The sequence below is a fragment of the Pseudidiomarina sp. genome, from assembly GCF_033722695.1.
Taxonomy (GTDB): domain Bacteria; phylum Pseudomonadota; class Gammaproteobacteria; order Enterobacterales; family Alteromonadaceae; genus Pseudidiomarina.
This window is the reverse complement of record NZ_JAWVYM010000021.1, coordinates 1-23307: the sequence shown is the minus strand read 5'-3', so window position 1 is coordinate 23307 and position 23307 is coordinate 1. Positions and strand designations below refer to the sequence as shown.

26 protein-coding genes and 1 rRNA gene are annotated in these 23307 nt (G+C 52.7%); 17 read left to right on the top strand and 10 right to left on the bottom strand.

Annotated elements, in window-relative coordinates:
- The first annotated feature begins 50 nt into the window (after window positions 1-50).
- The 7 genes from sfsA (at window position 51) to panC (ending at window position 5835) form a co-directional block, all read left to right on the top strand.
- Window positions 51-770 carry a DNA/RNA nuclease SfsA gene (sfsA, locus tag R3196_RS08335; protein WP_318936317.1) on the top strand — a complete coding sequence of 240 codons (720 nt, stop codon included), beginning with the start codon at window positions 51-53 and terminating at the stop codon, window positions 768-770.
- A gap of 89 nt (window positions 771-859) precedes the next feature.
- Window positions 860-1312 (top strand): RNA polymerase-binding protein DksA, encoded by a 453-nt coding sequence (gene dksA / locus R3196_RS08330; RefSeq protein WP_318936311.1) that lies wholly within the window; start codon window positions 860-862, stop codon window positions 1310-1312.
- Window position 1313: 1 nt separating this feature from the next.
- On the top strand, window positions 1314-2174 hold the full coding sequence (gluQRS, locus tag R3196_RS08325) for a tRNA glutamyl-Q(34) synthetase GluQRS (protein ID WP_318936310.1): 861 nt from the start codon (window positions 1314-1316) through the stop codon (window positions 2172-2174).
- 77 nt (window positions 2175-2251) lie between these two features.
- Window positions 2252-3640, top strand: a complete 1389-nt coding sequence (gene pcnB / locus R3196_RS08320) for a polynucleotide adenylyltransferase PcnB (RefSeq protein WP_413242911.1) — start codon at window positions 2252-2254, stop codon at window positions 3638-3640.
- A 6-nt stretch (window positions 3641-3646) separates the two neighbouring features.
- Complete coding sequence (gene folK / locus R3196_RS08315; RefSeq protein WP_318936309.1) at window positions 3647-4138, top strand: 2-amino-4-hydroxy-6-hydroxymethyldihydropteridine diphosphokinase; 492 nt, start codon at window positions 3647-3649, stop codon at window positions 4136-4138.
- Between the two features lie 51 nt (window positions 4139-4189).
- Window positions 4190-4984, top strand: coding sequence for a 3-methyl-2-oxobutanoate hydroxymethyltransferase (panB, locus tag R3196_RS08310; RefSeq protein ID WP_318936308.1), 795 nt, complete (start codon window positions 4190-4192; stop codon window positions 4982-4984).
- Between the two features lie 11 nt (window positions 4985-4995).
- A complete protein-coding gene (gene panC, locus R3196_RS08305; protein ID WP_318936307.1) occupies window positions 4996-5835 on the top strand; it encodes a pantoate--beta-alanine ligase in 840 nt (279 codons plus the stop codon).
- A gap of 9 nt (window positions 5836-5844) precedes the next feature.
- Here panC and panP read toward each other — a convergent pair whose 3' ends face one another.
- Genes panP through mpl form a run of 6 tightly spaced genes read right to left on the bottom strand, consistent with a single transcriptional unit; the run spans window position 5845 to window position 11963 of the window.
- Window positions 5845-7503 carry a pyridoxal-dependent aspartate 1-decarboxylase PanP gene (gene panP, locus R3196_RS08300; RefSeq protein ID WP_318936306.1) on the bottom strand — a complete coding sequence of 553 codons (1659 nt, stop codon included), beginning with the start codon at window positions 7501-7503 and terminating at the stop codon, window positions 5845-5847.
- 51 nt (window positions 7504-7554) lie between these two features.
- Complete coding sequence (trmB, locus tag R3196_RS08295) at window positions 7555-8259, bottom strand: SAM-dependent methyltransferase (protein WP_318936305.1); 705 nt, start codon at window positions 8257-8259, stop codon at window positions 7555-7557.
- Window positions 8256-9032, bottom strand: a complete 777-nt coding sequence (locus tag R3196_RS08290) for an ABC transporter permease (RefSeq protein ID WP_318936304.1) — start codon at window positions 9030-9032, stop codon at window positions 8256-8258. The genes trmB and R3196_RS08290 overlap by 4 nt, the downstream gene beginning before the upstream one ends.
- Window position 9033: 1 nt before the next feature.
- Window positions 9034-9984, bottom strand: coding sequence for an ABC transporter ATP-binding protein (locus R3196_RS08285; RefSeq protein ID WP_318936303.1), 951 nt, complete (start codon window positions 9982-9984; stop codon window positions 9034-9036).
- 9 nt (window positions 9985-9993) lie between these two features.
- Complete coding sequence (locus R3196_RS08280) at window positions 9994-10617, bottom strand: flavin prenyltransferase UbiX (protein WP_318936302.1); 624 nt, start codon at window positions 10615-10617, stop codon at window positions 9994-9996.
- Between the two features lie 5 nt (window positions 10618-10622).
- Entirely contained in the window at window positions 10623-11963 is a 1341-nt protein-coding gene (gene mpl / locus R3196_RS08275; protein ID WP_318936301.1) for a UDP-N-acetylmuramate:L-alanyl-gamma-D-glutamyl-meso-diaminopimelate ligase, read from the bottom strand.
- A gap of 148 nt (window positions 11964-12111) precedes the next feature.
- Here mpl and R3196_RS08270 point away from each other — a divergent pair, with 148 nt between their 5' ends.
- The 5 genes from R3196_RS08270 to R3196_RS08250 are packed head-to-tail and all read left to right on the top strand — an operon-like array spanning window position 12112 to window position 16133.
- A complete protein-coding gene (locus tag R3196_RS08270; RefSeq protein ID WP_318936300.1) occupies window positions 12112-13095 on the top strand; it encodes a class 1 fructose-bisphosphatase in 984 nt (327 codons plus the stop codon).
- Window positions 13096-13149: 54 nt separating this feature from the next.
- Window positions 13150-13680, top strand: coding sequence for an inorganic diphosphatase (ppa, locus tag R3196_RS08265; protein WP_318936299.1), 531 nt, complete (start codon window positions 13150-13152; stop codon window positions 13678-13680).
- A gap of 11 nt (window positions 13681-13691) precedes the next feature.
- The gene (locus R3196_RS08260) at window positions 13692-14399 is read left to right on the top strand and encodes an ABC transporter ATP-binding protein (protein WP_318936298.1); all 708 of its coding nucleotides are present in this window, start codon (window positions 13692-13694) and stop codon (window positions 14397-14399) included.
- On the top strand, window positions 14389-15651 hold the full coding sequence (locus R3196_RS08255; protein ID WP_318936297.1) for an ABC transporter permease: 1263 nt from the start codon (window positions 14389-14391) through the stop codon (window positions 15649-15651). The genes R3196_RS08260 and R3196_RS08255 overlap by 11 nt, the downstream gene beginning before the upstream one ends.
- Entirely contained in the window at window positions 15648-16133 is a 486-nt protein-coding gene (locus tag R3196_RS08250) for a DUF3299 domain-containing protein (protein WP_318936296.1), read from the top strand. The genes R3196_RS08255 and R3196_RS08250 overlap by 4 nt, the downstream gene beginning before the upstream one ends.
- A gap of 9 nt (window positions 16134-16142) precedes the next feature.
- On the opposite strand, the gene R3196_RS08245 is transcribed toward R3196_RS08250, so the two are convergent.
- From R3196_RS08245 to R3196_RS08235, 3 genes are read right to left on the bottom strand one after another with little or no spacing between them, the layout of a single operon-like run.
- Window positions 16143-16892, bottom strand: coding sequence for a TIGR04219 family outer membrane beta-barrel protein (locus R3196_RS08245; protein WP_318936295.1), 750 nt, complete (start codon window positions 16890-16892; stop codon window positions 16143-16145).
- 15 nt (window positions 16893-16907) lie between these two features.
- Window positions 16908-17333: a copper chaperone PCu(A)C gene (locus tag R3196_RS08240; protein ID WP_318936294.1), complete on the bottom strand. Its 426-nt coding sequence runs from the start codon at window positions 17331-17333 to the stop codon at window positions 16908-16910.
- Window positions 17334-17371: 38 nt separating this feature from the next.
- A complete protein-coding gene (locus R3196_RS08235) occupies window positions 17372-17689 on the bottom strand; it encodes a hypothetical protein (protein WP_318936293.1) in 318 nt (105 codons plus the stop codon).
- A gap of 279 nt (window positions 17690-17968) precedes the next feature.
- Between R3196_RS08235 and R3196_RS08230 the strand changes: the two genes are divergently transcribed.
- The 5 genes from R3196_RS08230 to R3196_RS08210 are packed head-to-tail and all read left to right on the top strand — an operon-like array spanning window position 17969 to window position 23160.
- Window positions 17969-20503: an efflux RND transporter permease subunit gene (locus R3196_RS08230; RefSeq protein ID WP_318936292.1), complete on the top strand. Its 2535-nt coding sequence runs from the start codon at window positions 17969-17971 to the stop codon at window positions 20501-20503.
- Between the two features lie 2 nt (window positions 20504-20505).
- A complete protein-coding gene (locus R3196_RS08225) occupies window positions 20506-21306 on the top strand; it encodes an outer membrane lipoprotein-sorting protein (RefSeq protein WP_318936291.1) in 801 nt (266 codons plus the stop codon).
- A gap of 1 nt (window position 21307) precedes the next feature.
- Complete coding sequence (locus R3196_RS08220) at window positions 21308-22591, top strand: hypothetical protein (RefSeq protein WP_318936290.1); 1284 nt, start codon at window positions 21308-21310, stop codon at window positions 22589-22591.
- 25 nt (window positions 22592-22616) lie between these two features.
- Entirely contained in the window at window positions 22617-22835 is a 219-nt protein-coding gene (locus R3196_RS08215) for a DUF2892 domain-containing protein (protein WP_318936289.1), read from the top strand.
- Between the two features lie 10 nt (window positions 22836-22845).
- Window positions 22846-23160, top strand: a complete 315-nt coding sequence (locus tag R3196_RS08210) for a metalloregulator ArsR/SmtB family transcription factor (RefSeq protein ID WP_318936288.1) — start codon at window positions 22846-22848, stop codon at window positions 23158-23160.
- Between the two features lie 54 nt (window positions 23161-23214).
- Here R3196_RS08210 and rrf read toward each other — a convergent pair.
- Window positions 23215-23307: ribosomal RNA gene (gene rrf / locus R3196_RS08205) — 5S ribosomal RNA — on the bottom strand; the annotation flags it as partial.

Genomic DNA, 23307 nt, shown 5'->3' with positions numbered 1-23307 from the left:
TTTTGCGGGTTTATATTCTTATATCCTAGCTGAGCTACATGGGGCTTACAATGCGCTTTCACAACCCGTTGCAGCCTGCCCGGCTGCAGCAACGCTATAAACGCTTCCTCGCTGACGTTGATTTTCCCGACAGCGGGCAGCCGCCGCTGACCATCCACTGCCCGAATACCGGGGCAATGACCGGCTGCGCTGAGCCCGGCATGCGGGTATGGATGAGCGACTCAGATAACCCTAAACGCAAGTATCGTTATACCTGGGAACTGGCTGAAACAGGTAACGGTGAGATGATCTGTGTCAATACGCAGCGCGCCAACCAGGTAGCTCATGAAGCGCTTAAGGCTGATCTTATTAAAGGCATCGGCGCATTAAGCGAGCTCCGGGGTGAAGTTGCTTATGGCTATGATAAACGGCGCATTGACTGGTTTGGCCTTGATCAGCAACAACGCGAGACCTATATCGAAGTCAAGAGTGTCACCCTTGCCGACGGCCAACAGGGTTTTTTCCCTGACACGGTTAGCATAAGAGCACAGCAGCACCTGTTGAGCCTTACCGACATGGTCAACGAAGGCCATCGGGGAATTGTACTCTATGTCGTATTGCATAGCGGAATTCGCCAGGTGCAAGCCGCCGGGCATATCGACCCTGGTTATGCCAAAACCTGCGTGCAGGCAGCGGCTGCCGGAGTCGAGTTTTACGCCTTGCAATGCCAGCTTACCCCTGATGCCATCGAACCCAGGGCTAGCATGCCGGTTAAGGGCGCCGAAATGTGATAAATAAATTGCGCGGTTTCGGGGATTCTGGTATATGTACCGCCCTTTTTAAAAATTGTCTTTAAAATGTCCCGTAAAGGAGATGCATAATGCCTCAAGGAACGCCGAAAAAGAGCCATGGCATTCTGGCGCAAGCAGGCTTAGAGCCCTACCAGGAAAAGGCGGGCGAAGAGTACATGAGTGTAGAACAACGTAACCATTTCCGGAAAATTCTGGAAGTGTGGCGGGCGCAGTTGCGCGAAGAAGTAGACCGCACCGTTCACCATATGAAAGACGAAGCGGCAAATTTTCCTGACCCGGTCGATCGTGCCGCACAGGAAGAAGAATTCAGCCTTGAGCTTCGCACGCGTGACCGTGAGCGCAAACTCATAAAGAAAATTGAAAAGACGCTGCATAAAATTGAAGCCGATGATTTTGGCTTCTGTGATTCATGCGGAATCGAAATCGGTATCCGCCGGCTGGAAGCAAGGCCGACTGCTGATCAGTGCGTCGACTGCAAAACTCTGGCTGAAATCAAAGAGAAGCAAATGACGGGCGCTTAATTTGGCCTTATCTTCAGCCTCATCATTCCCCTATCGTGGACGCTTTGCCCCGACGCCGTCGGGGCCACTTCATTTTGGTTCCCTGATCGCAGCTGTTGCCAGTTACCTTGATGCCCGGGCCCACCAAGGCGAGTGGCTGGTGCGCATCGAAGATATAGATGCCCCCCGCGCCGTTGCGGGCGCTGATCTGACGATTTTACAGCAACTGCATGACCATGGCTTTGTCTGGGATGGCGACGTTCTGTACCAAAGCCAGCGCCATGAGCGCTATCAACAGGCCCTGAATCAACTGACCAGGAAAAACCTGACTTATCGCTGCACCTGCTCACGCAAACAGATCAAAGCCAGAGGCCCTTATTACACCGGCGTCTGCCGGCAGCGCCAGAAACGTACCGAGAACAGTTCCATCCGCTTTCTGAATAACCAACCCGTACTTGAGTTCAATGATGCCCTGATGGGGCGTCAGAAAATTGAAGCGCCATTCGCTCGTGAAGACTTCGTCCTCTATCGCCGCGATAAACTGTTCACCTATCAGTTAGCAGTTGTTATTGATGATATTGACCAGGGTATCACCGACATCGTCCGGGGCGCTGATTTGCTCACTGCCAGTAGCTGGCAAATTAACCTATGGCAACAGTTCACCGACCGCTTACCACGCTTCGCGCACCTGCCCCTGGCACTTGATGCCAACGGCAAAAAACTCAGCAAGCAGAACCATGCGCCCGCGCTTGATCCAGATCGGGTAACCGAACAGCTGCAGGCGGCATTCCGATTTTTGGGCTTAGCTGAAGTCGCAGCGGCAAGCCCGCAGCAGATGCTCAGCGATGCCACCGACCATTGGGCTGCAATGCATCTTCCCTGAATCAGCGCAGCAAGCTACAATAGCGAAATACCACTATCCAGTGCGGAGAGATTACTATCATTAAGCGTATTAAGGCCATGGCCGATCGCATGCTGAACCGACAGTCGGCAGCAGCCGAATTACCGGCCAATATTCTCAGTGAACCGGTCATTATCCCCCGGGACAGCCACCCGATTTCCCGTAAACAGATCCCCGAACATGCTCTGAAAGTACTCTATCGCCTGCATAACTCCGGCTACGACGCTTACCTGGTCGGTGGCTGTGTGCGCGACCTGCTGCTGGGTATTGAGCCCAAAGACTTTGACGTGGCGACCAATGCCAGTCCGGAACAAGTACGCGGACTATTCCGTAACTGTCGCCTGGTGGGCCGCCGGTTCCGTCTTGCCCACGTGGTGTTTGGCCGCGAAGTGATTGAAGTGGCGACCTTCCGGGGCCACCACGATAGCACTGATGATGAACGTACCGACAAAGTATCCAGACAAGATAAAGAAGGGATGCTGACGCGCGATAATGTGTACGGCTCGATTGAAGAAGACGCCCAACGCCGCGACTTTACCGTCAATGCGCTCTATTACAATATCGCCGATTTCAGCATCTATGATTTTGCCAACGGTATGCAGGATATTGAAGCCGGCATAATACGGATGATTGGTGATGCGGAAACCCGTTATCGCGAAGATCCGGTGCGCATGCTACGGGCCATACGTTTTGCTACCAAACTTAATATGCGCCTGGATAAATCCGTATCAGGTCCGATTAAAGAACTGGCAAGCCTGCTACAGAACATCCCCGCTGCGCGCCTGTTTGAAGAATCACTGAAACTCTTTGCCGCCGGTAAAGGCGTGGCAAACTTTGAAATGCTCAGCGAATACAACCTGTTCCAGCAACTGTTCCCACAGCTGAAAAGTTACCTGAAGGCGCCAAATGAGGCACCTTATCAGATGATTCATCAGACCTTTGCCGATACCGACCAGCGCATTCGCAATGATCAGCGTATCACTCCTGCTTACCTGTTTGCCGCGTTGCTCTGGTGGCCGTTGCAGGCACGCATGGAACAACTGAAGCTGGAAGGCGGATTCTCTGACATGGATGCGATGAACCTGGCCGCTGCCGATGTGCTGGGCAAACAGGTACAGAGCATCGCAGTACCTAAACGCTTTACCATTCCCGCCCGGGAAATCTGGCAGATGCAGCAACGCATGGAGCGTGCTAAAGGGAAGCGGGTACAGACGCTGCTGACCCATCCACGCTTCCGTGCGGCTTATGACTTCATGTTATTGCGGGCGAAAACAGCAACCCCGGCCGAGCGCGAGCATCTGGAAAAACAAGGTGAGTACTGGACCCGTCAGCAGCGTGGCGTCGAGATCCCCTCTGCCGCTGACCAGCCGCGCAGCGACAACGCCCCGGCCAAACGCCGTGGCCGCCGCGGTGGCCGCCGTCGCCGTAAACCGCAGCAGTCAGAATAAGCCGGCATGCCTGCGATTTATATTGGTATGGGCGCCAACCTTGGCGACCCCTTACTGACATTACAGCAAGCCGCAGCGGCGCTTGGACAGCACCCTGAGCTACACCAGGTTCGTTGTTCGTCCTTCTATAGCAGCAGCCCCATGGGCCCTGCCGACCAGCCCGATTACGTTAATGCTGTGGTGGCCGCTGAATCCAGTCTGCCGCCCCACGATGTACTGGATTTACTGCAGCAAATCGAACAACAATTCGGCCGCGTCCGGCTCCGTCACTGGGGTGAGCGTACCCTGGATCTCGACCTGTTGCTCTACGGCAACGATATAATCCGCACCGAACGCTTAACCGTGCCCCATCCCGGCCTTACCGAACGTGATTTCGTAATACTGCCGCTGGCGGAACTTGCGCCCGACCTGAAACTTCCCGACGGCCAGACGCTGGACACGCTGGCTGCCGCCGTTAAAACCGCTCCCAGCGCTCATGACCTGCAGAAAATTACCTGATACAATCGGGCAAAGATAAGCTGTACGTACTTACAGGAAAGGGAGCCCGGCATGGCTGGCATGACAATTTCTAAACTGGCGAAGATGAAAGCAAATGGCGACAAAATCGCGTCAATTACTGCTTATGATGCGACTTTTGCGCGCTTATTTGCTGCGTGCGGTGTCGATTTTATGCTGGTTGGTGATTCCCTTGGCAATACGATTCAGGGTGAGCAGTCGACGCTGCCGGTAACCACCGACGATGTTGCTTATCACACTCGCGCGGTACGCAAAGGCGCCCCTGGCGCTTTCATTATTGCTGACATGCCATTTATGTCATACGCCACACCTGAGCAGGCCTGTCAGGAAGCTGCTAAGCTAATGCGCGCTGGCGCCAACATGGTGAAGCTGGAGGGCGGCGACTGGCTGCTGGATACTATTCGCGGGTTAGTTGAACGCGGCGTGCCGGTTTGTGCGCACCTCGGCTTACTGCCGCAGTCGGTTAATGTATTGGGTGGATACAAGGTGCAGGGCCGTGAGCAAAGCGCCGCTGAAAGTACCACGCGCCAGGCACTGGCATTGCAGCAAGCAGGAGCACAACTACTGGTGCTTGAGTGCGTACCCACTGAGCTGGGCAAACTCATTACCGATAAACTGAGTATTCCTACCATAGGTATTGGTGCCGGTGCCGCGTGTGACGGCCAGATTTTGGTTATGCACGATATGCTGGGCCTGAACTCCAATTATCTGCCCAAGTTTGTGAAGAATTTTCTGACCGAAGCCGGTGACATCGCTGGCGCGGTAGAGCTGTACGTGAAAGAAGTTAAGGCCGGTACCTTCCCGGGTGCCGAACACAGCTTCGACTAAAAGGTGCGTTTATGCAGTTATTAAAAAGCCTCGAAGAGCTACGCGCCTGGCGCCGACAACAGAGCGGCACCCTGGCATTGGTGCCAACCATGGGCAACCTGCATCAGGGCCATCTGCGCCTGGTTGAAGCCGCCAAAGATTACGCCGATGAGGTCGTCGTCAGTATTTTTGTCAATCCCATGCAGTTTGGCGCCAACGAAGATCTGGACAGCTATCCGCGTACCTTTGATGCTGATTGTCAGGCGCTTGCTGAACTGGGCGTTAATGCCGTATATGCGCCCACGGTAGACGATGTTTATCCCCGCGGTTTAGCGCAGCAGACAGTAGTCGAAGTACCGGGGATTTCGGATCTGCTCTGCGGCGCCAGCCGTCCAGGGCACTTTCTTGGTGTGGCCACCGTCGTGACTAAGCTTTTTAATATGGTCCAGCCAGATGTCGCAGTATTTGGTGAGAAAGATTTTCAGCAGTTGCAAGTGATCCGCCTGATGACCCAGGATCTGAGTATGCCCATCGATATCATTGGTATTCCCACCGAACGCGCCGACGACGGCCTGGCACTGAGCTCACGCAATGGTTATCTGACTACCGAAGAACGCCGCAAAGCTTCGGTTATTTACCAGACCCTGCAGCATATTGCCGGGCTCGTTCGCAGCGGTGAGAGCGATTCAGTGGCGCTGGCTGAAGGTTACGCGCGTATTGAAGAGGCTGGGTTGAACGTTGATTACCTGGAATTACGCCGCCGCCAGGACTTACTCGACGCCGATGCCGATGATAACGAGTTGGTAGTGCTGGTTGCCGCTTTCGCCGGTAAGACCCGCCTCATCGACAACCTGCAATTTGACCGTTCGTAAAAATCCAGCTTAGCGTGACGGCTCTCTGATCAGACCCAGTTCCCGCAATTCCGTGTAGAGTGCCCCGCGCAGGCTCATGGCCTGCCCGGCTATCTCCCGCTGTTCCTGCAGAATCTCAGCCAACATAGCTGGGGTGGTCAGCGGGTTAGCCAATACCACCCGAAATACCACGGTCGGCTCGCGGAAGTATTGGGCCGGCGTCAGTTTGGTCCGGGATACGAAAGAGGTTCCGGTTTCGCGCTGGCGTTTCTGAATAAAACGGGTAAGTGCATTCAGGTGCGGCATGATGCGCCGGATCTGCTCTGCATTGGCTTCGGCTATTACCTGTTTGACCTTGGCCGGAATGAAACGGTAGGTCAGTATACACAGCTGCGGATCAGTAATAACTTCGAAATCATCCTGCGCGTTAATGAGTTCGGCAAACTGATGGGCCCGCTCAATACTCTGGTCGATCAGCAGTTCATAGCCCCTGCGTCCCATCACATGTAAAGCGGAATAGACCAGCATCGCCATACCCGGCCGGGAGCCTTCCATAGTATGGGCACCCAAATCTTTAGAACCATGGCGGATAACGTATTCGGCATGATGTTCAATGGCCCGCACCATGCTCGGCTCACGGAACAGCACCATGCCAGCCCCCATAGGCACATACATCTGCTTATGGGCATCAATGGTCACACTGTCGGCCCGTTCGGTACCGGCCAGCAGTTTGCGGTGTTTATCTGACAGCAGCGTAGCGCCGCCCCAGGCTGCATCTACGTGGTAGTGAGCACCAACTTCCGCGGCAATGTCCGCCAGCTCATTTAATGGGTCAATATGTCCGGTTTCGGTCGCACCGGCGACGCCGACGATTGCTAACACCTTACCGCCCTCATCGGCAACTTTGGCACAGGCCTCACGTAATTTATCCGGGCGCACACGGTTGTTGCTGTCAGTCGGAACCGCAATCAGATTGCGGCGGCCAATACCCAGCACGTCAGCCGCTTTGCTAAGCGAGTAATGACCACGCTCAGATACCATCACGGTCAGCCGTTGGTAACCGTAGTGCGCCAGCCCGGCGGCCAGGCCTTCATTGCTGATGCCGGTGAAATCGCCATCCGCCTTCAGCAGCATGTTGCGGGCCACCCAGAGCGCGGTAATATTGGCAATAGTACCGCCTGAACACATCGCACCAAGAGAATGCTGGGCGCTGTGCATCCAGCGCTGGTAAAAGGCATCATCACGCTGATAAACCAGATGGTGCAGCATGCCCAGCACATTGCGCTCAAGTGGCGTAAAGGCCTTGGACGTCTCAATCTTAACCAGGTTCTGATTAAGCCCTACCATTAGCTTGGCCAACGGCAGCAGAAAGTACGGCAGCGCTGACGTCATGTGGCCGATAAAGCGTGGTGACGAGGTATGCACCGAGTGGGCAACCAGATTATTCAGCAAAAACTCGGTATGATCAGATACATAGCGCGGCTGCTCAGGCACGCTGCTGGCCCGGAAATGCTGTTCAATTTCATGCAGCGGTTTCTCGCGTGCGACGATACGCTCACCGAGAAAACCCATCAGGTTTTCTGACAAGTGTTTTTCAATCTTTCCCAGGGTCGAGTCAGGTGCTTCGGGGATCGTGAAGATCTTCAGCAAGGCTTCCTGACTAACTTCTGCAAAAACCTGGTCGCTCAACTGCGTATCCTTATTCTGTTCCTGAAATCTATCCGCCCCTGTAGGGGGGATCTATTCTGCCTCGATCGCGGAAAAATAGCGACCATCTTCAGGCAACCGCGCGCGCAACTCCCACAGTTGCTGGCCACTGTGCTGGTACTTGCGCTCAAATGGCGTAATCGGCTCGTGGCTGGCCAGCAGTGGATGAAGATTAGCCGAGCAGTTCACCAGCGCCAGGCTACTGGCCACTTCGGTCAGATAAATCGGCCAGTTCGAACGCATCACCAGTTCGCCGCCTAAACCAATCACATAGGGCCACACCGGACCACCATGCCAGCGCCGCGAAAGATGCGCAGCTTTCGGCCAGGGGTTTGGGTATAAAATATAATGTTGGCTCAGATGCCAGTGAGCGTCCAGCGCCAGCCGCCAGAAGTCATGCAAATCGGCCCTTACCAGCAGATAGCGCTGGCCGGCCTCAGCGTGCTCATAATGGGCATGCCGGGACAAGCGATGGGCTGATTTATCAACACCTATAACCAAAGCGCCCGGGTTTTTGGCGGCGAGCCAGGCAGTACTTTCACCCACGCCGCAGCACGAATCGAGAATCAACGGGCCGTCCCAGTCGGCTACCAGTTGCTGAGCCTGCTGAAAGGCTTCACGATTGTGCTCCTGAATGGGTTTACGGAACGGTGAGCGCAAATGCCGCATCACCACCGCAACTAAATCGTCGTGATTGCCATGCTGATTGGTTGTTACTGCACGAGACTCTGCCTTCACGAACGAATACCTACACCACGTTCCAGCAGAATATAGGCCAGCGCGAAGAACACGATATTAAAGCCAATAATTACGCTCAACGAGGTACTCAGAGCGACATCGGATATGCCCAGAAAACCATAACGGAAGGCGTTGACCATGTAGAGCACCGGATTGGCCTGGGCTACCGTCGACCATATACCGGGTAGCAGGCTGATACTGAAAAACACGCCGCCTAAATAGGTCAGCGGGGTCAGGATAAACGTTGGCACAATCGAGATATCATCGAAAGTCTTGGCGTGAATACCATTGATTAGCCCAGCCAGCGAAAACAAGGTCGAGGTGAGCACCACAGTAAGTACCAGAATACCGGCATTGTGGATTTGCACGTTATCAACAAACAAAAACGACACCAGGGTGACGATAACCGCCACGATCAGGGCGCGTGCCAGACCACCGCCAATATAACCGATAATGATGACAGTCGTGGAAACCGGCGCCACCAGCATCTCTTCAATATTGCGCTGAAATTTGGCGCTGAAAAATGATGACGCCACATTCGAATAGGAATTGGTAATCACCGACATCATAATCAGGCCGGGCACAATGAATTCCATGTACGGGCGACCGCCCATCTCACCGATGCGCTCACCGACGATACTACCGAAAATGACAAAGTACAGCGTCATGGTAATCGCCGGCGGCACTAAAGTTTGTATCCATATCCGCAAAAAGCGGGTGCATTCCTTAATCCAGATAGTCTGTAATGCAACTAAATTAAACGATGATGCCATGTCAGGATCCTGTCTGTTTCTGTTTCGGTTGACGACCTTGCTCGACCAGGTCGACGAATAATTCTTCCAGGCGGTTCGCTTTGTTGCGCATTGACAATACTTTTACGCCCTGCTTGCTGAGCTGTTCAAATACTTTATTGAGGCCCTGGCTCTTTTGCACATCCACTTCGATGCTTTGTTCATCAGCCTGCCGCCAGTTAAACTCGCCGAGATCTATCTCACCCAGCTCCTCGCCTTCTGCAGGTTCGATGTCCAGAACAAAGGTTTCCATGTTCAGGGTGGTCAGCAGCCGTTTAATTGAGGTGTTTTTAATAATCACACCATTGTCGATAATCGCCACATTCCGGCACAGGCTCTCGGCCTCTTCCAGATAATGGGTGGTCAGGATAATGGTAATGCCTTCGCGGTTAATATCTTCCAGATAGCCCCACATACTGCGGCGCAACTCGATATCAACGCCGGCGGTCGGTTCATCCAGAATCAACAGTTTTGGTTGATGTAATAAAGCGCGGGCAATCATCAGTCGGCGTTTCATACCACCGGACAAGCTTCGGGCTGGTTCATTGCGCTTATCCCATAAGCCCAGCTGCTTCAGGTACTTTTCCGCCCGTTCATTAGCCAGAGAGCGATGGACGCCGTAGTAACCAGCCTGATTCACGACAATCTGCCGCACGGTTTCAAACTGGTTAAAGTTAAACTCCTGGGGGACCAGGCCAATTTGCCGTTTTAGCTCCACCAGTTGGGTATCGAGATCATAGCCAAATACTTTGACCTCGCCTTCAGTTTTATTAATCAACGAAGCGATTATACCAATGGTGGTCGATTTACCGGCGCCATTCGGGCCTAGCAGGGCAAAAAAGTCCCCTTCTTCGACATCCAGGTCGATACTCTTTAATGCTTCAACGCCGCCTTTATAGACTTTGCTTAAACCACGGATAGATAATGCTTTCATAGTTTCAGACTACTCCTCGCCATAACCCCACTTTGGCTGGATCTTTTGTTCCAGGCCAAGGTGGTCCAGTATACGGGCCACCACAAAATCGACTAAATCGTCGATGCTCTGTGGCTGATGATAAAAGCCGGGGGCTGCCGGCATGATGGTGACGCCTAATCGCGACAGCTTGAGCATATTTTCCAGGTGTATTGCGGAAAATGGCGTCTCGCGGGGGACCAGAATCAGTTGGCCGCGCTCTTTGAGCACGACATCGGCGGCCCGCTCGATCAGGTTGTCACTGGCACCCTGGGCAATCGCTGCAAGCGTACCGGTTGAACAGGGACATACTACCATGCGTTTGGGTGCGGCTGAACCTGAGGCCACCGGCGAAAACCATTGTTCTTTACCGTAAACCTGCAGTTGCTCAGCGCTCACACCAAAGTGTTCGCGCAGGGCATCCCCCATGGCCTGTGGTGCAGCCGGTAATTGCCAGTTAACCTCGGTGGCAAAAACGACGCGGGCGGCACTGGACACTAACACATGGACCTGTTGGCGTTGTGCCAGCAATAACTCTAAAAGACGCAGGGCATAAGGGGCGCCGGAGGCGCCGGTAATGGCCAGCGTTATCGCTGTATTTGCGTTAACCGTCATAGAATTTATTCCTGCAATTGGGTCAGCAGCCGTTGGTGAATAGCACCAAAGCCGCCGTTACTCATGATCAGTATATGGTCGCCTGGCTGAGCGATTTCAGTTAGCCGCTGCAGAATCTGCTCGACGCTAGCTGCTGTTTCAGCCGTCGGCAATGCCTCAGCGACCGACCATTGTAACCCAGCCGGTTCCAGCACAATAATCTCATCAGCAGCCGCAAGTGAAGATTGCAACTGCTGAGTATGAACGCCAAGCTTCATGGTATTGGAGCGCGGTTCGAGTACCGCGATAATACGCTCCGAACCAACCTTAGCCCGCAGGCCCGCAAGCGTCGTGGCAATTGCCGTCGGGTGATGCGCAAAATCATCATAAACCCGGACGCCCCGCACCTCACCGCACAGCTCCATTCGCCGGCGGGTATTTTTAAATTCACCCAGAGCGGCGCAGCTTGTCGCGGCGGTGACACCGACATGATGGGCCGCGGCTATCGCCATCAGCGCATTATCGACATTATGTTGTCCGATCAGTGACCAACTGACCTCACCAACCTGTTGCCCCTGATGAAGAACCCGGAAAACACTACCATCGGGCTTAATCAGTTCCGCTTGCCACTGCCCACCATCGCCCACCGCCATCTGTTCACTCCAGCAGCCCTGACTAATTACCTCGGCGACAGCCTCGTCGGTGGGCGGATACAACACCCGTCCATAGCCTGGGACAACCCGAATCAGATAATGAAATTGCCGCTGGATAGCAGCAAGATCACTGAAGATATCAGCATGATCGAACTCAAGATTATTGATTATCAGGGTCGAGGGGCAGTAATGCACAAACTTGGAGCGCTTATCGAAAAAAGCCGTGTCATATTCATCCGCTTCAATAACGAAAAAATCACTGTCACCCAGGCGCGCTGAAGCGTCAAAATTAGCAAGCACTCCGCCAACCAGGAAGCCTGGCTTTAATCCTGCGTACTCAAGCAGCCAGGTCAGCATGCTTGAGGTTGTCGTTTTGCCATGAGTACCTGCTACTGCCAGCACCCACTTATGCTGTAATAAAGCATCGTGCAGCCACTGGGCACCCGAGCAATATGGGATGCGCTGATTAAGCACCGCTTCCACCGCGGGATTTCCACGACTCATAGCATTACCAATAATCACCAGATCCGGACACGGCGTTAATTGCGCCGGCTCATAGCCTTCGATTAGCTCAATCCCGAGCGCCCGCAATTGATCGCTCATCGGTGGGTAAACCTGCGCATCGCTACCGGTTACCTGATGGCCCAATGACTTTGCTAAAGCGGCAATGCCACCCATAAAAGTACCGCATATGCCGAGGATATGAATATGCATTTAGCTGTCTCAATACGGAAAAATTGGCTTAGTGTAGCATGTGGTCGATTAAGGGCGAGATCCGAGGCAGGCATTTTGGCTAAAATTGCGGTAAACTTACGCCCATTCTATTTACGGTTCACTGAACTATTCTAACTGCGAGGACTTCATGCAACGCCTTATTCCGACCTTACGCCGCGACCAGGTCGACGAAGCTCTGATTTCTGTCATCAATACCCTGCAAATTTGCGCCAAAGAGATTTCGTTCCGGGTGCACCAGGGCGAGCTCGCGGGCGTGCTGGGTTCAACCCTTGATGAGAACATTCAGGGCGAAACCCAGAAGCATCTGGATGTTCTCGCGAATCAGTTACTGAAAGATATTCTGCTGGAATGCAAGCATATCCGCGCGGTCGCCTCAGAAGAAGAAGACGGCATAGTCACGGGCTTTGATGAGGGCAAATATCTGGTTGCCTTTGACCCGCTTGATGGCAGTTCAAATATCGATATTAATAGCCTGGTTGGCACGATTTTTTCGGTGTTGCCAACACCGGACAACAATAGCGGTGAACCCGACATGTTCCTGCAACCCGGCAGCAGGCAGGCCGCCGCTGGTTATATCCTGTACGGGCCCTCTACCATGCTGGTATTTACCACCGGTCGTGGCGTACGGGTGTTTACTCTGGATATGAAAGTAGGTGAGTTCCTGCTGACCGATACTGACGTCGAGATTCCGCGCCAGACCTCAGAATTCGCTATCAATATGTCCAATCATCGCCACTGGCAGCCAGCCATGCGTAGCTATATCGATGACTTACTACTCGGTACTGAAGGCCCCCGTGGGCGTAACTTTAATATGCGCTGGGTAGCCGCGATGGTTGCCGATGTGCACCGGGTCCTGTGCCGTGGTGGTCTGTTCGCTTATCCATGGGATGCCCGCAAAGCGGATAAGCCATATAAATTACGATTATTGTATGAAGCCAGCCCCATGGCCTGGTTGGTTGAACAAGCCGGCGGTAAAGCCCATACCGGCGAACAACGCATTCTGGATATTACACCTGATGACATTCATCAGCGGGTGGGCGTTATTCTGGGCTCGGCTGATGAAGTTTCGACCTGTTTAGATTACTTAGAGGGTTCGCAATCAAGCATGTGAGCCGTATAATACGACACAGTTTTTAATATCAGACATTTATTAATAGGACTAGCCATGAGCTTAAACAACGTTGGGGCCGGAAAAAACCTGCCAGAAGAAGTAAACGTCATCATTGAGATCCCGGCCAACGCGGATCCAATCAAGTACGAAGTGGATAAAGAGACCGGCGCCCTTTGGGTTGACCGTTTTATGTCTACGCCAATGTTCTACCCGTGCAACTACGGTTATGTAAACGACACGTTGTCCTTAGACGGTGACCCGGTCGACGTGCTGGTGCCTACGCCCTATCCGCTTCAGGCCGGCTCCGTTATTACCTGCCGCCCGATTGGCGTACTGAAAATGTCTGATGAGAAAGGCGAGGATGCCAAAGTTATCGCCGTGCCAGTCAGTAAGCTGACCAAAGAGTACGATCACATTAAGGATATTGGCGATCTGCCTGAGTTACTCAAAGCCCAGATCTCACACTTTTTTGAGCGCTATAAAGAACTCGAAAAAGGCAAGTGGGTTAAAGTTGAAGGCTGGGGCGATATTGCTGATGCCAAAGCTGAAATCGTGTCGTCATTCGAACGCGCACAAACCAAGTAAGTTATAAAACTATGGGCTCCTGTATCACACTGAACCATTTAAGCTTCAGTTGGCCTGGAGCCCAGACTCCCCTGCTCCAGATCCCAAAACTCGCTATTGATAAAGGCGAGCGCGTTTTATTGCGCGGCCCCAGCGGCAGCGGTAAATCGACCTTGTTGAGCCTTATTGCCGGAATTCATCCGCCATCCCCCGGTCAACTTGACGTTATGGGCCACGACCTCGGCAAGCTCGGCCAGTCAGCCCGCGATCGGCTGCGCGCCAATGAAATTGGTTACATTTTTCAGCAATTTAACCTGCTGCCCTACTTATCAGCGCTTGATAATGTGATGTTATCCTGTCAGTTCGCCCCCGCCCGTCGGCGCCGTCTGCAACAACAACATACGAATCGCGAAGCGGCTGCCGGTCAACTTTTGGACCACCTGGGTCTGACCCGAGCACAGCATCAGCAACCGGCACATCAGCTTAGCGTTGGCCAACAGCAACGGGTTGCGGCAGCGCGAGCCTTGCTAGGTTCACCGGCTCTGATTATCGCCGATGAACCAACCTCGGCCCTGGATGAAGCCCATCGTGACGAGTTCGTTAAGTTGCTCTTTGCCGAATGTCAGCAGCAAAATACCACCCTGCTGTTTGTCAGCCATGATGCAACCCTGGATCGGCATTTCCCGCGCACCATAGAATTAACCCGACTGAATCAGGCGGTGGAGGCGAATGATGATTAAGCTAGCCTTTGCCAGCCTCTGGAATCGCCGGGCCAGTGCCTGGCTTACGGTACTGGCAATCTCTATCAGTGTGGTATTGTTGCTTGGCGTTGAGCGAGTGCGTGAGCAAACCAAGGATAATTTCGCTAATACCATTTCAGGTACCGACCTGATTGTCGGCCCGCGCACCGGATCCACCCAGCTGTTATTAAGCAGCGTTTTCCATATCGGCGCGCTGAATAACACCCTGAGCTGGGATTCCTACACTGAATTAACGCAGCTGCCCGGCGTGGCCTGGCATATCCCGCTGGCTTTAGGTGATAGTGTCCGGGGCTTTCCGGTGGTCGCGACCACCACGGATTTTTTCGAGCATTTTCGCTATGGCGATAAGCAACCGCTAAACCTAACCAGCGGTCAGCCTTTTGCTGACGAAACCCAGGCGGTGCTTGGCGCGGAAGTGGCGGAGAAGCTCGGCCTGACCAGCGGCGATGAGCTGGTGGTTTCGCACGGCAGCGGCGGACTCAGTTTCAAAGCGCATGACGCACACCCCTTTGTAGTCAGCGGCGTGTTGCAACGCACAGGTACGCCAACAGATGTAGCTGTCTATATCCCTCTGGCTGGCCTCGGCCTGGTCCACGGGGAATATATCAGGCCGGATGAACACACCGACCATGATCATGGGCATGGGCATGGGCACGACGAGGCTGATGAACCTCCGGTCTATACCCTTAGTGCGGTGCTGCTCGGGCTTGAAAGTAAACCGCTGGCCTTGCGCTTACAGCGACAGATTAATACCTACAAGGGCGAACCACTGACCGCTATTATGCCGGGCATGGCCTTGCAAGAGTTCTGGAAAACCCTGCGGCTGCTTGAACAGGCGTTGCTGGCGATTTCAGTATTGGTGGTAGCTACCGGCTTACTGGGAATGCTTACCACCTTGTTGGCCAGCTTACGGGAACGCCGCCGCGAAATGGCGGTCTTACGTTCTGTAGGCGCTGGACCGGGGACAATTTTTGGTTTGTTAATCAGTGAAGCACTATTATTAACCCTGTTTGGTATCGCCATTGGCGTTGGGCTGTTGTATCTGATTATCGTTCTGGGCGGTAATCTTATTCAGGACATGCTTGGCATCACGCTGAGCGCCTCGGCAATAACCGTCAACGAATGGTATCTCATGGCAGCTATTTTGATTGCTGCCGCTCTTCTCAGCCTGTTTCCAGCCTGGCGCGCCTATCGTAATGCGCTGGCGGATGGACTTTCGGTAAAATTATGAAGTTAATTAGTACCCTTATTATTGCGTCTTTACTTGCCTTCAGTGCGCCCCTGAGCGCCGCAGACTATGTGAATACCACCTGGAAGGAGCTGGTCCCTGAAGGTTATGAGCCGCCACCAGTGCGCAGTCAGGCGTTTTACGAAGCAAACCCTGAGCTGGCCAACCAACCGGAGCTTGATGCACCTGTCGTCGAGAGCCTGGATGGCAAAAAAGTGAAGATACCGGGTTATGTGGTACAACTGGAAGGTGACGCCGAGCGCGTAACCGAATTTTTGCTGGTGCCTTATTTCGGCGCTTGCGTACATGTGCCGCCACCGCCACCGAATCAGATTATTCTGGTGAAGTTTCCGGAAGGCGTGAAATACGAAGATACCTTCGATGCGGTATGGGTTGAAGGAACTATGCATGTGGAACGGGCGGAAGGCGAGGTCGCCGTGGTCGGCTATCAGCTGACAGCCGCCACGGTTACGCCTTACTACTAAGAAAAGCGCTTAGAAGCGTATTTCGAGGCCTAAATAAGGGCCTTTAAAGCTCAGATCAGAATAAACACCATCGAGATCATCCAGCTCGATGGTGATATCCCGGTAACCAAACTGTAGATTTAAATCCACTGCCAGGTTTTCGATTAACCGGTATTCAACTCCCGCTTCAATATCACGAATAGCGCTGTCATCAACGCTGACGGCATTCGCCATCCCATAAAGCGTCAGATCCGTAGCCGGAATGCCGACCCGCACATGGCCATAAGCTGTGGGTACCCAACCGTCACTGGACATGCTACCAGAACGGGTCGCATCCCGAACTGCCAGCGCGCCGTCGACGCGTTTTGCCGTCAGCCCCAGATCAACGGACAACAGGTCATTATCAAAAATTTCATAGTAAAAGGTGTAGTCGGTATGCGACAGGTCGACCATACTGTTGACCGCTGTACCGGCAGGGAAAGTCGCACCGCCAAAACTGAAATCCTGAGTCAGGCTGATATCACCGTATACATCCAGGCTGTTCTGACGGATTTTAATATTCGGGACCAGCGGAATTGGATGTTCCAGGGCCACGTAAAAGCTACTGTGCTGCTCCTCATCAAACGCGAAAGCCTGCCGCTGAGTCGAATCGCCAAAGCTTCCTGAGTTATCGGTATTCCAGTACTGTCCGCCGGCATAGATGCCAAAGATCGTATCAGCGCTGGCAGCAGCAGGTATCATTAGGGCACCTGCCAGAATGAATGAGAACATAGGTTTCATAAGTATCGCTTCCTGTTAATGAATGGCGCGGACATCAGCCTGTATGCTGACCTGGTCACCATCGGCAAAGTGCAGGGAAAACTCCACCTGACCACCGATCACAAACGGCGATTTTACACCAAAGATCATCAGATGATAGCCACCTGGCTGGAATACTATGGTCTGCCCGCCTGCAATGGTCAGCTCAGGGACCCTGCGCATGCGCATCATCCCCTCAGTGAGAACATGCTGATGCACTTCAACTGCACGGGCGGCATCGGTCTTTGCCCCGATCAAAATCGCAGGCTTATTACTTTGATTGGTCAGGGTAAAATAGCCAGCACCGTTTTCAGTACCAGGGATTGTTTCTTTCACCCATGCATTACTTACTTCAATGTCTGCTGCCTGCACGCTGCTGATCAGCAGCAGCGTCAGGAACAGACTGATAACTCCGTTACGCATTGTGTTCGGGCCTTGTAAAAATTCACCGTAGTGACAGTTTACACAGCTTTAGGACGTTTGCGCACCATCAGATAAATAATTGCGGCCAATAACAGGAACGGCCACAGCCAGCTAAACAACACCACCGCCAGTGCGAAGACCGCCGCCATCATTGCCAGCGCAACACTGCCGCCAATCATTAGTACCAGGGCAAAAGCGCCGGCAACCACCGCGATAACGACGATGCCGGTGATACCTATAGCCAGCAACATGGCAAATAGGCCCGCTATCAGGCCCAGAATTTCGTCACCGAAAATAAACAGCAGAGCTATTGCAGCAACTATCCACCAGAAGCTTGAACTCGATTTTGATCTCATTGGTTTAACTCCAGAAAAATGACTTGTCTTTATTTATCATTCAATAATTGTGCCAAGAGCAAACAAAAACCATAACACATTGATTTAAATCGCATTATTTATTTAATCCCTATTTCGGACGTCCAGATGAGCGGCGATAGAACCTAAACAGTGGTGAGTTTGACGAAGTCGTTTGACAACTTTAGCTAAAAGCGAAGTAAGCTGGACAAAACGTGTTCGCTGCTCTATTATTCGTATATTGCTAAATTAGAGAGTATCGAAATACTCGGAGAGTCTTGCATGGTTCATTTGTTACTAACAGTAGCGACACGTTATCGGCGCTGGGTGTTTTGGGGACTTGCTGTCATTACGCTGTTGATGGTCAGCCAGTTGCCACGCATTACCATTGATACGGATCCGGAAAATATGTTGCCGGCAGATCACCCTATGCGAGTATTCCATAATACCGCCAAAGAAACCTTTGCCATGCACGATATGATCGTTGTCGGCGTGGTCAGCAAAGAATCCATCTACACGCCTGCTACACTTACTGATTTACACTCAGTCGCGCGTTTCAGTGAACAGCTTGATGGCGTTATCGCGGCTGATCTGATGTCACTTGCAAACGTAGACAACATTACCCAGTCTGAGCCGGGCACGGTACGCTTTGAATGGATGATGAAAACACCACCAGCTACCCTTGCCAAGGCCCGGGAGATCGGTGAACAAGTTGCTGATCTGCCATTGCTCTACAACACCATAGTGGCAGACAGCGGTCAGGCCGCCGCTATTTATGTTCCGATAAAGGATAAAAACCAGAGTTATCAGCTGGCGGAACAAATTCGCTCGCACATCAGTAGTCTGGATTCTGACGATGACTGGCATATTACCGGCTTACCGGTAGCCGAAGATCAATTCGGCTATGAGATGTTTGTGCAAATGGGCATTTCCGCGCCGCTGGCCGGGCTGGTGATCTTCATCCTGCTCTACCTGTTCTTCCGCAACGTGCCTTTCATAACCGCCGCCATGATTGTGGCGGTGGCGACCGTGCTGATAACCATGGGTTTGCTGATTGGGCTTGGCTTTACCGTGCATATTATGTCATCGATGATCGCTATCTTTCTGATGCCGATCGCGGTCGTCGACTCGGTCCATATTCTGTCGGAATTTTCAGACCGGCATAAGTCCGGTGATGATGTCCGAAAAACCCTCGATGAGGTCATGGCTCATCTGTTTCAACCCATGCTGTTCACGTCGGTGACGTCGGCGATTGGCTTCTTCTCGCTATTACTGACACCTATTCCACCGGTGCAGATTTTCGGTGCTTTCGTGGGCTTTGGTATTCTGTTGGCCTTTGTGATTACGGTGGTTTTTGTTCCGGCCTACATCAGTGCACTGAAGCCCTCAACGCTGGAGCGTCTTGCCAGCACTAACGGTACTGCCGGAGCAGCCACCAGTGTTTTCGTACGGGCAATACAGGGCCTGGGTCGCATCGCCGGTAGGCATGCTAAATTCTGGGTAGCAGCCTTTATCGCGATATTTGCTGTCTCTGTGGTCGGTATCCAGCAAATCAGAATTAATGACAACCCCATCCGCTGGTTTAAAGAAGGCCATGAAATACGGGTTGCCGATAGGGTACTGAATCAGCATTTTGCGGGTACCTACGATGCATACCTGGTGTTGCAGTCAGAGGCCGACCCCCGACAACGACTAATCGAGGCTGTGAAGACCCAGCTTGATCATTCGTCACTGACTACGGCAACCCGCGAGTGGCTGGCATCACAGCACAGTGAACTTTCTAATGGTATGGATGCCGGGACCTTCACCTGGAACCTTGAGGACAAACTGTTCGAGCTATCGGGCGCTGAGGCCGACGCCCTGGGCCAACTGATGGACACCGCGGAACAACTGAGTAGCCGCAGCAAAACCTTTACCTCGCCAGCGGTACTATCCTATATCAGCGACTTGCAGGTTTACTTACTGGAGACCGGTCTCATTGGTAAGTCCAACAGCCTGGCAGATGTGGTCAAAACCGTTAACCGCGAACTGCGCTCGGGCGATCCGGTCGATTACCAGATTCCAGACAACGCCAGGGGCGTCGCGCAGGTGCTACTGCAATATCAGTCATCCCATCGTCCGCAGGATTTATGGCATTTTGTCACTCCCGATTATCAACAGTCCCTCATCTGGCTACAGTTAACCAGTGGTGATAATCAGCATATGACCGCAGTAACCGAGGCCGTTGCTGGTTATGTAGAGCAGCACCCCCTACCCGATGCCGTAACTATGAACTGGGCCGGTAAGGCCTATCTCAATGTGGTTTGGCAGGAGGCGATGGTCGAAGGCATGCTGATGAGCCTGCTTAGTGCCTTTGTCGTGGTATTTGTGATGATGGTGCTACTGTTCCGATCACTGCTGTTCGGCACGCTGGCAATGCTCCCGCTGACCTTAACTATTACTTTTATTTACGGTCTGATCGGCTGGATCGGCAAAGACTACGATATGCCTATAGCGGTATTGTCATCATTAACCTTAGGCCTATCAGTTGATTTTGCCATCCACTTCATCGAGCGCGCCCGCGCTACACAAGCCGTAACCGGGGACTGGCGCAAGACCTTGGTGATTATGTTCGATGAGCCTGCGCGGGCGATATCCCGCAACGCCATTATTATCGCCATCGGCTTTACGCCGTTGTTGTTTGCACCCTTAGTGCCATATATCACCGTGGGCGTGTTTCTTGCCAGTATCATGGCAATCTCTGCCCTGGTTACCCTCATTATGCTGCCGGCCGTTATGACCCTGGCCCGGCGAGTAATTTTTAAAACGGAGACTTAATTATGAACTATCTGGCCCTTCTTTTTGTTGCCACGTTCGCCGCACTGTCACCGGTTAGCAACGCCCAAACGCTAAGCGATGCGGACGCGATTGCCCGGCAAGCAGAAATTGCTGCTTATTATGCCGGCAACGATGGTCGTAGCGCAGCACGGATGATTATTACCGATGCCCAGGGGCGTAATCAGTTACGGCAGTTTATTATTCTGCGCAAGGATCATAGCGACGGTGGTCGGCAGGATCTGCTGGTATTTTTCTCCCGGCCGGCTGATGTCCGCGATACCGTATTCCGGGTCGCCAAAAATATCGAGCGGGAAGATGATCGCTGGCTGTATCTGCCCGGACTGGATCTGATCAAGCGCATATCTGCCGGCGATAAACGCACCTCATTTGTGGGCTCGCATTTCTTTTATGAAGACGTGTCAGGGCGCGGAACCGAACTTGATAATTTCGAGCTTATCGAAACCACCGACAGCCATTACCTGCTCAAAGCGACCCCGAAGGATCCTGCCGGGGTAGAGTTCGCTCATTATGAAGTACAAATTGCAAAGGACACTATGCTGCCAGTGCGAAGCCGTTTCTTTGATGGCACCGGTAAGGCCTATCGCGAAGTAGAAGCAGTTGCCATCGAAACAATAGCGGGCAAGCCAACAGTAATCCATTCGCGGGTAAAAGATCTGATCAGCGGTGGCCAGACTGAGATGCAGTTCCGCTTCATCAGCTACGACCTGGGCCTCCCTGATAGCATTTTTAGTGAGCGTAGTATGCGAAATCCGCCCGCCGAGTGGCTTGATCTAAAGGACTAACATGCGCCTGTTATTACTTACTCTCACAGTCGTAATGTTGCATTTTGCTCCAGTTGCGATAGCACAGGGCAATGGCTGGGACGAAGCCGATTGGGAAGATGGCTGGGATATCGAAGAGCCAACTGGTATACCGATTTATGGCTTCGTTGAAGCTGCTGCCGGCAGTCGGCTGAGCGCGAGCCCTTATCATGCGCGCCTGAGCCTGGGCGAATTGCGCTTGCGCCTGGGTACCGATTACACCTGGCGGGGGGCTACCTTTACCGCAAAAGGTGACGCCCTCTATGATGAGGTCATCAATAGCTGGCAGACCGATATTCGTGAGCTTAACCTTCAGTTTAGCCTGCTCGACAACCTCGACCTCAAAGCTGGCCGCCAGATCCTGACCTGGGGAACCGGTGACTACCTGTTTCTTAATGACCTCTTTCCCAAAGACTGGCAATCCTTTTTTAGCGGGCGCGATGATGAGTACCTTAAGGCACCTTCCGATGCGATCAAACTATCGGCCTATTTTGACTGGTTCAATATCGATCTGGCCTGGACTCCCAAGTTCGACGCGGATCGTTATATTTCTGGTGAGCGGTTATCCCGTTTTAATCCGTTAACTGGTTCCGTTGGTGGCAACTCAGTGGTGATGACTGTTGATCAACCATCTGGTGATGAAGTCGCTATACGTCTGTTTAAAACGGTAAAGGGTACCGAATGGGCGCTTTACGGCTATGACGGCTACCTGAAAAGCCCTGAAGCGCTAACTCCTGCAAAGCTACCTACCTTCAGCCGGCTAAGGGTATGGGGTGGTTCAATGCGCAGACCCTTTGCCGCCGGCATCGTGAATGTTGAAGCAGCTTACCATGCCAGTCTGGACGATCCGCGCGGTGACCGGCCTTTCGTACCTAACGACCAATGGCGGCTTCTGGTTGGCTATGAGCAGGAACTCATGACCCGGCTTACTGGCGGTTTTCAGGCCTATCTTGAGCATACGCAAGAATACGACAGCTTGCTGGCCGAATTGCCGGCCGGACAACCATTACCTGACGAGAATCGGGTAGTGCTCACCTCCAGGCTGACCTGGCAGAATGAAGGGGCCGATCTGACGCTATCGCTCTTCACTTTTTATTCGCCCACGGCGAATGATGGTTACCTGCGCCCGACGCTTGATTATCGTCTCGATGATCACTGGAGTTTCACTACCGGACTGAATCTGTTTTTTGGTGAGCAAAGGCAAACATTTTTTAAGCAGTTTAATGATAACAACAACCTGTATCTGCGGGTCAGATACGCTTTTTAATTTACTTTAATCAGGAGTATTCATTATGAGTGTGGAACGTGCATTGACTGCCTTTGCCGGCTTAATGGTGCTATTATCGGTAGCACTGAGCGTCTGGGTTCATCCCGGTTTTATGTGGTTAACTGTATTTGTAGGCGCCAATTTATTTCAACAGTCATTTACTGGCTTTTGCCCGGCCTCAATGGTGATGCGCAAAGTCTTCGGACTTAAAAGCGAGCGGGAACTGGCCAATAAGCGTTATTGAGGTTTGTCGAATGGATACCTTGCCTATTTCCGATATGCAACAACACGAAGCGCGAAATGCAGCGGCGTTTCTGCGCTCACTGGCAAATGAACACCGCCTGCAGATTCTTTGCCTTCTTGCCAGTGGTGAGAGAAGTGTCGGTGAGTTAAACCACTATTTCGCGTTAAGTCCGTCAGCGTTTTCGCAGCACCTGGCGGTGTTGCGGCAGCAAGGCCTGGTGACCTTTCGTAAACAAGCCCAAACCATCTACTATTCTATTAACGACCCCGACACTATGGCCTTTATGCAGTTATTAAAAGCCAAATTCTGCCCCGACTTCGAATAATCCAGACACATAAAAAAAGCCCCTGTCATCTGACAGGGGCTTTCGTTATTTAAAGCCTGGCGGTGTCCTACTCTCACATGGGGAGACCCCACACTACCATCGGCGCTGAAGCGTTTCACTACTGAGTTCGGAATGGATCAGGTGGTT

What these genes read in the sequence shown, in the direction of transcription:
- panB (WP_318936308.1), top strand. Translation starts at nt 4,190, where the DNA reads ATGGCTGGCATGACAATTTCTAAACTGGCGAAGATGAAAGCAAATGGC.
- R3196_RS08240 (WP_318936294.1), bottom strand. Translation starts at nt 17,333, where the DNA reads ATGCGTAACGGAGTTATCAGTCTGTTCCTGACGCTGCTGCTGATCAGC.
- pcnB (WP_413242911.1), top strand. Translation starts at nt 2,252, where the DNA reads ATGGCCGATCGCATGCTGAACCGACAGTCGGCAGCAGCCGAATTACCG.
- sfsA (WP_318936317.1), top strand. Translation starts at nt 51, where the DNA reads ATGCGCTTTCACAACCCGTTGCAGCCTGCCCGGCTGCAGCAACGCTAT.
- R3196_RS08215 (WP_318936289.1), top strand. Translation starts at nt 22,617, where the DNA reads ATGAGTGTGGAACGTGCATTGACTGCCTTTGCCGGCTTAATGGTGCTA.
- R3196_RS08250 (WP_318936296.1), top strand. Translation starts at nt 15,648, where the DNA reads ATGAAGTTAATTAGTACCCTTATTATTGCGTCTTTACTTGCCTTCAGT.
- dksA (WP_318936311.1), top strand. Translation starts at nt 860, where the DNA reads ATGCCTCAAGGAACGCCGAAAAAGAGCCATGGCATTCTGGCGCAAGCA.
- R3196_RS08235 (WP_318936293.1), bottom strand. Translation starts at nt 17,689, where the DNA reads ATGAGATCAAAATCGAGTTCAAGCTTCTGGTGGATAGTTGCTGCAATA.
- mpl (WP_318936301.1), bottom strand. Translation starts at nt 11,963, where the DNA reads ATGCATATTCATATCCTCGGCATATGCGGTACTTTTATGGGTGGCATT.
- R3196_RS08230 (WP_318936292.1), top strand. Translation starts at nt 17,969, where the DNA reads ATGGTTCATTTGTTACTAACAGTAGCGACACGTTATCGGCGCTGGGTG.
- R3196_RS08255 (WP_318936297.1), top strand. Translation starts at nt 14,389, where the DNA reads ATGATGATTAAGCTAGCCTTTGCCAGCCTCTGGAATCGCCGGGCCAGT.
- R3196_RS08280 (WP_318936302.1), bottom strand. Translation starts at nt 10,617, where the DNA reads ATGACGGTTAACGCAAATACAGCGATAACGCTGGCCATTACCGGCGCC.
- panC (WP_318936307.1), top strand. Translation starts at nt 4,996, where the DNA reads ATGCAGTTATTAAAAAGCCTCGAAGAGCTACGCGCCTGGCGCCGACAA.
- R3196_RS08245 (WP_318936295.1), bottom strand. Translation starts at nt 16,892, where the DNA reads ATGAAACCTATGTTCTCATTCATTCTGGCAGGTGCCCTAATGATACCT.
- folK (WP_318936309.1), top strand. Translation starts at nt 3,647, where the DNA reads ATGCCTGCGATTTATATTGGTATGGGCGCCAACCTTGGCGACCCCTTA.
- R3196_RS08225 (WP_318936291.1), top strand. Translation starts at nt 20,506, where the DNA reads ATGAACTATCTGGCCCTTCTTTTTGTTGCCACGTTCGCCGCACTGTCA.
- R3196_RS08285 (WP_318936303.1), bottom strand. Translation starts at nt 9,984, where the DNA reads ATGAAAGCATTATCTATCCGTGGTTTAAGCAAAGTCTATAAAGGCGGC.
- R3196_RS08260 (WP_318936298.1), top strand. Translation starts at nt 13,692, where the DNA reads ATGGGCTCCTGTATCACACTGAACCATTTAAGCTTCAGTTGGCCTGGA.
- R3196_RS08290 (WP_318936304.1), bottom strand. Translation starts at nt 9,032, where the DNA reads ATGGCATCATCGTTTAATTTAGTTGCATTACAGACTATCTGGATTAAG.
- R3196_RS08220 (WP_318936290.1), top strand. Translation starts at nt 21,308, where the DNA reads ATGCGCCTGTTATTACTTACTCTCACAGTCGTAATGTTGCATTTTGCT.
- R3196_RS08210 (WP_318936288.1), top strand. Translation starts at nt 22,846, where the DNA reads ATGGATACCTTGCCTATTTCCGATATGCAACAACACGAAGCGCGAAAT.
- R3196_RS08270 (WP_318936300.1), top strand. Translation starts at nt 12,112, where the DNA reads ATGCAACGCCTTATTCCGACCTTACGCCGCGACCAGGTCGACGAAGCT.
- ppa (WP_318936299.1), top strand. Translation starts at nt 13,150, where the DNA reads ATGAGCTTAAACAACGTTGGGGCCGGAAAAAACCTGCCAGAAGAAGTA.